This is a genomic window from Synechococcus sp. R8-2 (assembly GCF_047461715.1).
Taxonomy (GTDB): Bacteria; Cyanobacteriota; Cyanobacteriia; order Thermostichales; family Thermostichaceae; genus Thermostichus.
The window spans coordinates 1-9,516 of sequence record NZ_JANSHQ010000017.1; the positions used below are offsets into that span (position 1 = coordinate 1).

Consider the following 9,516-nt stretch of genomic DNA (forward strand, 5'->3'; position numbering starts at 1 on the left):
GTTCAGCGTAAATGTATCAGCGCCGGACATCCCCATTCTCCTTCAGACGGGAGGGATCCCTCCCCTGAGGGACAGGGATCCATTGGCGACGGCGGGACAGAGTCCTCCGCTGCTGCAGCAGAAGGGGAATCGGCGCCCGGTCGTGTCAGCAGTGGGGAACTGTCTGCGATCCCGGCTGCCCCGCCAGGGTTTAAGTCGGGGTTTGTGGGGCTGATCGGGCGGCCCAATGTGGGCAAGTCCACCCTACTCAACGCCCTGGTGGGACAAAAGATTGCCATCACCTCTCCCGTGGCCCAGACCACCCGCAACCGCCTGCAGGGGATCCTCTCTCTGCCGGAAGCCCAGATCATCTGGGTGGATACCCCTGGCATTCACAAGCCCCACCACCGCCTGGGGGAAATTTTGGTACACAACGCCCAGGCAGCCATTGCCGCTGTGGATGTGATCCTCTTCGTGGTGGATGGATCGGTGCCGGCAGGACGGGGGGATGCTTTTATTGCCGAGCGGATCCCTGCTGCTTCCCCCTGCCTGATCGTCTGCAACAAAGCGGATCTGCTTCCTCGGGATGCTGCCGTGCGCCAAGCTCACCAAGAGAGCTACCAAGCCCTGCGCCCCGGCGCTCCTGTCGTTTGGGTGTCTGCCTTGGATCCCAGCAGTTTGACACCCCTGATCCAAGCCACCATCGATCTGCTGCCCACCGGCCCCTACTACTACCCGCCGGATCTGGTGACGGATCAGCCGGAGCGGTTCATCATGGCGGAGCTGATCCGAGAACAGGTGCTGCTGCAGACCCGCGAGGAAGTGCCCCATTCCGTGGCCGTGACCATCGACCAGGTGGAAGAAACCCCCAACGTCACCCGCATCTTGGCCACCCTCTATGTAGAGCGGGACTCGCAAAAGGGGATCCTCATTGGCAAAGGGGGGGAAAGGCTCAAGCGGATCGGCCAGGCAGCCCGCCTGCAGATTCAAAAGCTGATCCTGGGCAAGGTGTACCTGGAGCTGTTTGTCAAGGTGCGGCCCCACTGGCGGCGCTCTGAGCACCTTCTGCGCGACTTGGGCTACAGCGCTACGTCCCCCTAGCGGGAATAAGCCATTTGCGTCAGCAGGACGGAGTTCTTATGCCCCCCTCTCCCCTTGTGGGTAGGAGACTGGGGTATTTGCGCGAGCAGCACGGCGTGCTTGGGGGGAATGCTTCAAAAATGCCTTAAAAATGCCTTGGATCTGCTTGGAATAGATGCCGGATGGGATCCCTGCGTTAGCTTGGATAGCAAAGCCTCTGGAGTCCCACAGCAGTTTTTCTTATCGCTGCTTTGCCCCATGACCGCTTTCTATCCCGCTACTGTTCAACCGGGCGCCCGCACCCTGCCTGGCCACTACTATGTTTCTTCCAGCCGCTTTGAGGCGGAGATTGAGCGGATTTTTTATCGGCAGTGGTTCTGCGTGGGGCGCAGTGCCGATCTGGCCCAACCCGGAGACTTTTTGCAGGTGCAGGTGCTCAGAGAAAGCCTGATCCTGGTACGGGATCCCAAGGGGCAAGCCCATGCCTTCTTCAACCACTGTCGCCATCGAGGAACCCGACTCTGCAGCGAGCTCCAAGGCCATTTTGCCGATGGGATCCCTTGCCCCTACCACGCCTGGCGCTATGGGCTGGACGGGCAATTGTTGGCAGCTCCCCAGATGCACGAGGTGGAAGACTTTCGCCGTGAAGATTATCCCCTCCACTCCGCTGCCTTGGCAGAATGGGAAGGCTTCGTCTGGGTCAACCTCAGCCGCAATCCTCAGCCCTTCGATGAGGTTTTTGCCCCATTGCAAGGTCGTTTCCGAGAGTGGAACCTGTCCGCTCTGCGGCGAGGCCATCGTATTGAATACCACGTTCAAGCCAATTGGAAATTGCTGTTTGAAAACTACTCTGAGTGCTACCACTGCCCGCTCATTCACCCAGAATTGGCCCGCCTTTCGCCGGCTCGCAGTGGTCGCAACGACTTGATGGAAGGCCCCTTTTTGGGCGGCTACATGTTGCTCAATCCAGATGTGACCAGCCTAAACATGAGTGGCCAACGCAGCTTGCCCCTGATCTCCACCGTGCGAGGCGAGAACCAACGGCGGGCCTACTACTACACCCTTATGCCCAATCTATTCTTGAGCCTGCAGCCGGACTATGTCATGACCCACACTCTGTGGCCCCAGGGATCCGACCGGACGCGGGTTGTCTGCGATTGGCTGTTTGAGCCGGAGACCTTGGCGCTGGATGGTTTTGATCCCAGCGAGGTGGTGGAATTGTGGGATCGCACCAATCGACAGGATTGGCACCTGTGCGAGCTCACCCAGCAAGGGGTGGGATCCCGTGCCTATGAAGCAGGGCCTCTTTCCCATGCAGAAGGGTTGCTGCAAGCCTTTGGGCGGGAATACCGCCGGCAGATGCAGGAGTTGGAAGAGCAAAGCTGCTAAAAAAGTGTTAGGGACAGAGGGTTTTTGTTGATTGGGTTGCCGTTGGCGTTGTTAGGACGAAGTTCTTTGTAAGGTGCTTTGGGCTGAGGTTAACCACAATGTTGCGACTGTACGGGATCCCAACCTCCGGAAATTGCTACAAAGTGGAATTGCTCCTCAAGCAATTGGGGATCCCCTATGAGACGGTTGAAGTCAACTCCAGGGCCGGAGAAAACCGCCGCCCCGAGTACCTGGCCAAAAACCCCCTGGGCCAGATCCCGGCTTTGGAACTGGAAGATGGAACGGTCTTGGCCGAGTCCGCCGCGATCTTGGTCTACCTGGCAGAAGACACCCCCCTCTACGGCCAAAACAAGTTGGAACGGGCCGAGATTTTGAAGTGGTTGCTTTTTGAACAAACCCGCATTGCCCGCTACATCGCCACCACTCGCTTCTGGGTACGGGCCGGCCAAGCAGAGGCCCATGCTGACGCGATCGCCCAGAACTTGAAATCTGGAACAGAGGCGCTGGAGATCATGGAAGGCCATCTGCAGGGGAAGGTGTTTTTTGTGGGCAACCGCTACACCATCGCCGATCTCGCCCTTTTCACATACACCCATGTGGCGGAGCAGGGTGGGTTTGACCTTAAGCCCTTTCCCCAGATCCGAGCCTGGTGTCAGCGGGTGAAAGAAACCGACCGGTTCTTCCCCCTACCCGGAGCATGAAACATTTTCTCCTAATTGCTGGCTCCCTCCATGCCCTGCAGCAACTGGCCCAGATACCAAATCTCGACCTCGCTGGCCACTTCCCCCTCAGCCAAGAAGGGCGTGCCATCTTGGAAGTTGAGTGGCCCCTTGAAGAGCTGAATGCTGCCATTCCCCAAGCCAGCAATAAACTCCTCCAGCTTGGCCTTGTCTTCCGGCTTCAGGGCTTCTCCCATGATGAACCCCGCCGAAGACGTGTCCGGGTTGTTGATATCCGACCAGTCGATGGGCGGACGTAGGAATTGGCTCTCGAAGGTGCCCGCGCGAGCTGCCTCGATCAATTGCTTGTATCCTGGCCCCCAGTTGTAGTAGGAAACCCCCAGGCAAATTTCGGGCGCAAAGTTACAACCGCTGGCCAGGCCGTAGTGGGTGTAGCGCACTCGCTTTCCGGCCTCAGCAGCCCGCTTGCCTTGTACCGCCGCCTCCGGCGTATCCAACCCCGACATCACCACATCAAAGCCGCTGTTGTAAAAGTCATCGGCAACCTTGCTCGGATCCAAAGTAACCCCTGGAATGTTGAACCAGAAGCCAATCCAGGTCACCCGGAACTGCAACTCTTCAGGACGATCTCGGTAAGTTTCCCAGCAGTATTTGGCCCCCAAGTAAGCAGCAGCAGCGTAACGGCGGGTTTCATCGTTGATCAGAGGTCCCAATAGGCCAATTTTGCCGGTTTCGGAGCCCAGGGCTGCAGCACAGCCAGCCACCATGCGCATCGCTTCCATCTGGGGCATGATGTTGGCCAAGTTGGGCAGATCGATGTAATTTTTCCCCTCCTTCCAGGCCATGTCCCCAGAAGCATGGATAACCGCAATCTCGGGATGCTTGCGGGCCGTTTCAATCGCGTCGTCTTTGTGGTCATCAGAAGTAAAGATGATAACCTTCGCACCTCGGGCGATCATGTCATCCGCCACCTGAGAGGCGCGCACATTGGGCCGATCCGCCGGGTTCACCTTGTCCAGGTAGTCAAACTGGAGGCCGGGCAACTTGGCCTTGACATATTCGCTGCCCTCCACATGCGCCTGGCTCCAGCCGCCATCCTGCATCGGCCCCACCAGCACCATGCCCACTTTGAAGGTCTCTTGCGCTGTTGTGGGGGTGGATCCCAGTAAAGCGGCGACCGATAGGCCAACAGCCAAGCCTTTCAAGGGAGAAAAAGCGCGGGTAAGATTCCAGTTCACAGGCAACTCCAGCAGGACAGGGATCCAAAGCCAAAGAACTACATCCATCATCGGGATCCCGCTGCAGATCGCTGTATCTGGGAATACAAAAAGGCGCTTGGCAAACGACGTGGAAGCCAGCAGGGGCTCAGGGAGAAATTTATCGTTCCTTCAGTTCCCGCTGAATCTCCCGCTGGGTTTGCCGCTCTTTGATTGCCTGCCGCTTGTCGTGGAGCTTTTTGCCGCGGGCCACGCCCAGATGGGCTTTGATCCAGCCGCGGTTGAGCACCAGCTTGAGGGGAACCACGGTCAGGCCCTTTTGTTCCACCAAGCCCCGTAGGCGGTCGATCTCACGCCGGTGCAGCAGCAACTTGCGGCGGCGGGTAGGGTCGTGGTTAAACACTTTGCTGGCGGTGTCATGGGGGGAGATGTGCAGATTGTGCAGCCATGCTTCCCCATCCCGAAAGAGGGCAAAAGCGTCTTGCAGGTTGGCTTTGCCCGCTCGTATCGATTTCACCTCTGTGCCGGTCAGTTGGATCCCGGCCTCATAGGTCTCCAAGATGTCGTACTCGAAGCGGGCGCGACGGTTGTCAACCAGGGTTTTGACGTTGGGATCCACAGCCATAGGCTTTCAGTAGACCAGAGGGCCTAACGAGAGGTCAGGGATCTCTCCAATTTTCGCACCGCCCGCCCAACCAAGCGCTCGGATTTGCCGCGCCAGAGAAAGCGAATGGGGGTACCGGTAAAGTCCAGGTTTTGCCGGAAGTGCTTTTCCAGGAAGCGGCGGTAGTTATCCTTAAACAAATCGGGATCGTTGACAAACAGAACAAAGGTGGGGGGCCGATCCGCCACCTGGGTGCCGTAGTAAATTCTGCCCTGCTTGCCCTGGCGGTTGGTGGGGGGCGATTGCCAGGCAAGAGCATCCTGGAGCACTTCGTTGACCACAGCGGTGGGAACCCGTTTGCGGTGGGCGGCCACCACGGTATTCACCTGCTCAAAGATTTTGTGGGTGCGTTGCCCGGTGAGGGCGCTGACAAACAGGAGCGGCGCCCATTCAATAAAGTAAAGCCTGTCGCGAATCTCGCGGGTGAACTCGTTGATGGTGTGGGTATCTTTGTTTTCTACTGCATCCCACTTGTTGACGACGACAACGCAGGCGCGGCCCTCTTCTTCGATGCGCCCGGCCAGCCTCTGATCCTGTTCGGTAACCCCCTCCAAAGCATCGATCACCAGCAGCACTGCATCCGAGCGCTGGATGGCCTTGAAGGCCCGGTTGATGCTGAAGAACTCAATGCCGTACTGCACGCGGTTTTTTTTGCGGATGCCGGCGGTATCGATGAGGCGATAGGGCTGCCCTTCCCAGGTGACCACGGTGTCGATGGCATCGCGGGTGGTGCCGGAAATGGGGCTGACGATGGCCCGCTCGGATCCTACCAGGCGGTTGAGCAGGCTGGATTTGCCGACGTTGGGCCGTCCCACAATCGAGACGGCGATGGGATCTGGCTCGCCTGCGGCTTCTGCGGTCACTTCGGGCAAGTGAGCCAGCACCGCCTCCAACAGCTCGGCTACCCCATTGCCATGAATGCCGGAACAGGGGATCGGATCCCCCAGCCCCAGCTCCCAAAAGGCTGCTGCCTGAGCCAGGCCCATTTGCCCCGACTCGCACTTGTTTACGGCCACCACCACCGGCAGGGGTTGTTTGCGCAGCCAATCGGCCACTTCTACATCGGCGGGTGTCAGTCCTTCTCGGCCATCCACTACGAAGATCACGGCTTGGGCCTCGGCCATGGCTGCCATTGCTTGCTGGCGAATGTGGGGTAAAAATTCGCTGTCATCCCCAAAAACCAGGCCGCCGGTATCCACCACCCGCAAGCGGCGCCCGTTCCATTCCACCTCCTGGTACAGACGATCCCGGGTCACGCCGGGCTCATCATGCACAATGGCCGAACGCACCCCCGCCATGCGGTTGACGAGGGTAGATTTGCCCACGTTGGGGCGACCCACAACAGCCACAAGAGGTAGGGGCACTGTTGGCTCGTCGATAACTTGGGATATCTATCCTAGCTGTTCGGGATCCCGGATGCCCAAACCCGCCGATCTCGATCATTGCTTTGGATGCAGGTCTGGCGGTAAGTTAGGTACCTATCCTCCCATCAGGCACCGGCTGTGCCCCTTCCCCATTCTTGCCATGAACCGCGCTCTCGTTCCCGCCCAGCGGCTGAACAAGCTGCCCGCCTATGTCTTCGCCCGCTTGGATGAGCTGAAGGCCCGCGCCCGCCAGCAGGGGTTGGATTTGATCGATCTGGGCATGGGCAATCCCGATGGCCCCACCCCACAGCCGGTGGTGGAGGCGGCGCAGGCGGCCATTGCGGATCCCGCCCACCACGGCTACCCGCCCTTTGAGGGCACGGCCAGCTTCCGCCAGGCGATCACGGATTGGTACTGGCGCCGCTACGGGGTGGAGCTGGATCCCAATGGAGAGGCGCTGCCTTTGCTGGGATCCAAAGAGGGGCTGACCCACCTGGCTCTGGCCTATGTGGATCCCGGAGATCTGGTGTTGGTGCCCAGCCCTGCCTATCCAGCCCATTTTCGCGGCCCCATGATTGCCGGCGGGCAGATCTACCCGATGATGCTGCGCCCGCAGAAGGGGTGGTTGATCGATCTGCAAGAAATACCGCCGGAAGTGGCCCAGCAAGCGCGGGTGCTCTACTTTAACTACCCCAACAACCCGACGGCGGCAGTTGCGCCCCGCTCTTTTTTTGAGGAGGTGGTGGAGTTTGCCCGCCGCTACGATCTCATCCTGGTGCACGACCTGTGCTATGCCGAGCTGGCTTTTGACGGCTACCGGCCCACCAGCCTGCTGCAGATCCCAGGCGCCAAGGACTTGGCGGTGGAGTTCCATACCCTTTCCAAAACCTACAACATGGCCGGTTGGCGGGTGGGATTTGTGGTGGGCAATCGCCAGATCATCCAGAGCTTGCGCACCCTGAAAACCAATCTCGACTACGGCATTTTTGCCGCCATCCAAAAGGCCGCCGAAACTGCCCTGCGCCTGCCGGATAGCTATCTGGAGCAGGTGCAAGAACGCTACCGCTGCCGTCGCGACTATTTGATTGGCCGCTTGGCGGAACTGGGCTGGCGGATCGAGCCGCCACGGGCGACGATGTATCTCTGGATCCCTACCCCCCGCGCTGCCGACGGCACCCCTGAGGGATCGACGGAGTTTGCCCTGCGGGTGCTGGAATCTACAGGCGTGGTCGTAACCCCCGGCAGCGCTTTTGGAGAGGGAGGAGAGGGCTACGTGCGGATTAGCCTAATTGCCGATTGCGAGCGCATAGGTCAGGCTATCGATCGCTGGGCGGAAGCTGGGATCCGCTACTGCTGAGCCTCAGTCTTGCGGGAGTTGGTACTGCTCCACAATCCGCCGGGCAAAGGGGGGCACGTGCTGCTCCAACTTCTGGGGATAGTGGCGGCGCACGTAGAGGTAGTTGCGGGTGAAGTGGGAATCGATGGAGAAGCGGGCATATTCCAAACCGCGTGGCCCAAACCGCTCGATCACCGCCCCCATGATCTGGGCCAACCACATCGGTAGGGTCAGGGCTTGATCGTAGGCTGGGATCCCCTGTTGCACTGCCGCCCGCCGGGATCCCTGGGAGATCACCGGTTGGGTTTCCAGCTCCTCCCAGACTAAGTCCAACAGCTCTTGCCCCCGCTGATTGCGCACCAGCAGCCACTGCCAGCCCAAGGGGGATCCCATGTAGCCCACCACCAGATCTGCCAGAGCATTCACATAGTCAAAACAACTGAGGCAGGAGGGGGCAAACACGTCCTTGAGTTCTTTGGTCTTGAGGCCGAAGAAGGGCACCTTTTCCACCGAGCCATCTTCGTGTTTGAAGTGGATGTGGAAGTCTTGCATAAACTCGTAGTGCACCACCGTCTGTGGGGAGCGGCTGGTGGTTTCTAGAAACTTTTGCAGCCCGGCACGGCTGACATTGTCCACACAGGGCGTGCCCAACACGTACAGCTTCTCCAGGCCCAGTTTTTTTTCCACCGCCCGCAAAGCCTGAATTTGGCAGCCCACCCCGATCACCAATAGGCGCTTGAGGCCGCTTTGCTCCACCTGCTCCAACACAGACAAGTTGGGAGAAAGAGTTGGCTTGTTAACTCGCGCCGCCCAGACCGCTTCGGGGGTACGAGCCAGGATGGGCCGTGGCTGAAAGCGATCCCGCTCATCCGCCTGCACGCACACCACCCCTTCCACCAAGCCAGTGGTGAGGGCCTTCATGCCAATGCTGCTGACAATGCCCGTCCACTGGGCCCCCGGGATCGGATCCCGCTTGCGGGCTGTGTACATCGCCTCGTAGACACCGAAATAATCGGTATCAGTGACGGCAAGGGATCCTGAGCGCAGCGATTCCCGGGATCGCCCGTGGGTCTGTTCTTCCAACTGGGTCAGTTGCTGGTCCAAGAAGGCACAGGCTTCTTTGACGTGGGCCACGTAGCGGGTATCGCAGAGGCCGCACTGGCTGCACAGCTCTTTGGCCGGATAGCGGCCGGAACGGATGGGCCGGGCTGGACGCGGTGAACGGGATCCCATGATTTCTAGTGTTTGCGTAAGCGGAATGGAGTCCAATGGATCTTTTGAGCTTTGCTATTTAAGCTTTCTTTGAGATCTAAAGACACAGGCACCTCAGGCGTTCGCAGCAACGGCAACCAAGGTGCTCTCTTCAGTTTGCGGCCAAAACGGCAGATAGCGGCAAAGAACTTCGAGGGATCCCTGCTAAAGGAGCGCAAAATTTCAGAGCCTCTATAGATTGCTGTAGCGTTCTTCCGCCCAGGGTTCACCGCCCATGTAGTAGCCGTTGCTCCCCCAAAAGCTCAGTTGATCTCAGGGGGGAAACTCCAGGCATATGGGTGAGGGATCAAAGTGCGCACCGGCCCTACCGGGAGCGGTTGTCCTTCCAGGGTATGAACCAGGTAGTTTTCGGGGCGGGTGAACTCCTCCAGAGTCAGGTTGGTGGTGTAGCCGCCATAACAGTGTTGCATCACCGCCTTGGCCTCAGGAGCAATGGATACCAACTGCAACCCATCCGGGATCCACACCCCTGTCCAGTTGACATCCTCCATCTCCTTTCGGTACAACGCAAAGACTGGAGACACGGCACAGCTTG

At 59.2% G+C, this 9,516-nt stretch carries 9 protein-coding genes; 4 read left to right on the forward strand and 5 right to left on the reverse strand.

The genetic code is table 11. The annotated features are described in order from the left end of the window. The first annotated feature begins 159 nt into the window (after window positions 1-159). The 3 genes from era to NW819_RS00365 all read left to right on the forward strand — a co-directional run bounded on the left by era (window position 160) and on the right by NW819_RS00365 (window position 3,149). Window positions 160-1,080, forward strand: coding sequence for a GTPase Era (gene era, locus NW819_RS00355; RefSeq protein WP_414412555.1), 921 nt, complete (start codon window positions 160-162; stop codon window positions 1,078-1,080). A 237-nt stretch (window positions 1,081-1,317) separates the two neighbouring features. Further along, on the forward strand, window positions 1,318-2,448 hold the full coding sequence (locus tag NW819_RS00360) for an aromatic ring-hydroxylating oxygenase subunit alpha (protein ID WP_414409420.1): 1,131 nt from the start codon (window positions 1,318-1,320) through the stop codon (window positions 2,446-2,448). Between the two features lie 98 nt (window positions 2,449-2,546). Next, window positions 2,547-3,149 (forward strand): glutathione S-transferase family protein, encoded by a 603-nt coding sequence (locus tag NW819_RS00365; protein ID WP_414390983.1) that lies wholly within the window; start codon window positions 2,547-2,549, stop codon window positions 3,147-3,149. 11 nt (window positions 3,150-3,160) lie between these two features. Here NW819_RS00365 and NW819_RS00370 read toward each other — a convergent pair whose 3' ends face one another. From NW819_RS00370 to der, 3 genes are all read right to left on the reverse strand, one after another. Further along, the gene (locus NW819_RS00370) at window positions 3,161-4,417 is read right to left on the reverse strand and encodes a BMP family lipoprotein (RefSeq protein ID WP_414412550.1); all 1,257 of its coding nucleotides are present in this window, start codon (window positions 4,415-4,417) and stop codon (window positions 3,161-3,163) included. A gap of 88 nt (window positions 4,418-4,505) precedes the next feature. After that, complete coding sequence (gene smpB, locus NW819_RS00375; RefSeq protein ID WP_011432891.1) at window positions 4,506-4,970, reverse strand: SsrA-binding protein SmpB; 465 nt, start codon at window positions 4,968-4,970, stop codon at window positions 4,506-4,508. A gap of 23 nt (window positions 4,971-4,993) precedes the next feature. Beyond that, a complete protein-coding gene (der, locus tag NW819_RS00380; protein WP_414412551.1) occupies window positions 4,994-6,373 on the reverse strand; it encodes a ribosome biogenesis GTPase Der in 1,380 nt (459 codons plus the stop codon). Between the two features lie 160 nt (window positions 6,374-6,533). Here der and NW819_RS00385 point away from each other — a divergent pair, with 160 nt between their 5' ends. Beyond that, complete coding sequence (locus tag NW819_RS00385; protein WP_414412552.1) at window positions 6,534-7,730, forward strand: aspartate aminotransferase; 1,197 nt, start codon at window positions 6,534-6,536, stop codon at window positions 7,728-7,730. A gap of 3 nt (window positions 7,731-7,733) precedes the next feature. Here the strand turns inward: NW819_RS00385 and NW819_RS00390 are convergent, their stop codons facing one another. Together NW819_RS00390 and NW819_RS00395 are read right to left on the reverse strand one after the other, a co-directional pair. Further along, window positions 7,734-8,942, reverse strand: a complete 1,209-nt coding sequence (locus NW819_RS00390; protein ID WP_414412553.1) for a Coenzyme F420 hydrogenase/dehydrogenase, beta subunit C-terminal domain — start codon at window positions 8,940-8,942, stop codon at window positions 7,734-7,736. 281 nt (window positions 8,943-9,223) lie between these two features. Further along, window positions 9,224-9,516: molybdopterin-dependent oxidoreductase (locus NW819_RS00395; RefSeq protein WP_414412554.1), on the reverse strand; the 293-nt coding region annotated here is incomplete at its 5' end.

Coding starts and splice junctions, on each gene's coding strand:
- NW819_RS00385 (WP_414412552.1), top strand. CDS start 6,534: ATGAACCGCGCTCTCGTTCCCGCCCAGCGGCTGAACAAGCTGCCCGCC.
- NW819_RS00370 (WP_414412550.1), bottom strand. CDS start 4,417: ATGATGGATGTAGTTCTTTGGCTTTGGATCCCTGTCCTGCTGGAGTTG.
- NW819_RS00390 (WP_414412553.1), bottom strand. CDS start 8,942: ATGGGATCCCGTTCACCGCGTCCAGCCCGGCCCATCCGTTCCGGCCGC.
- NW819_RS00360 (WP_414409420.1), top strand. CDS start 1,318: ATGACCGCTTTCTATCCCGCTACTGTTCAACCGGGCGCCCGCACCCTG.
- smpB (WP_011432891.1), bottom strand. CDS start 4,970: ATGGCTGTGGATCCCAACGTCAAAACCCTGGTTGACAACCGTCGCGCC.
- NW819_RS00365 (WP_414390983.1), top strand. CDS start 2,547: ATGTTGCGACTGTACGGGATCCCAACCTCCGGAAATTGCTACAAAGTG.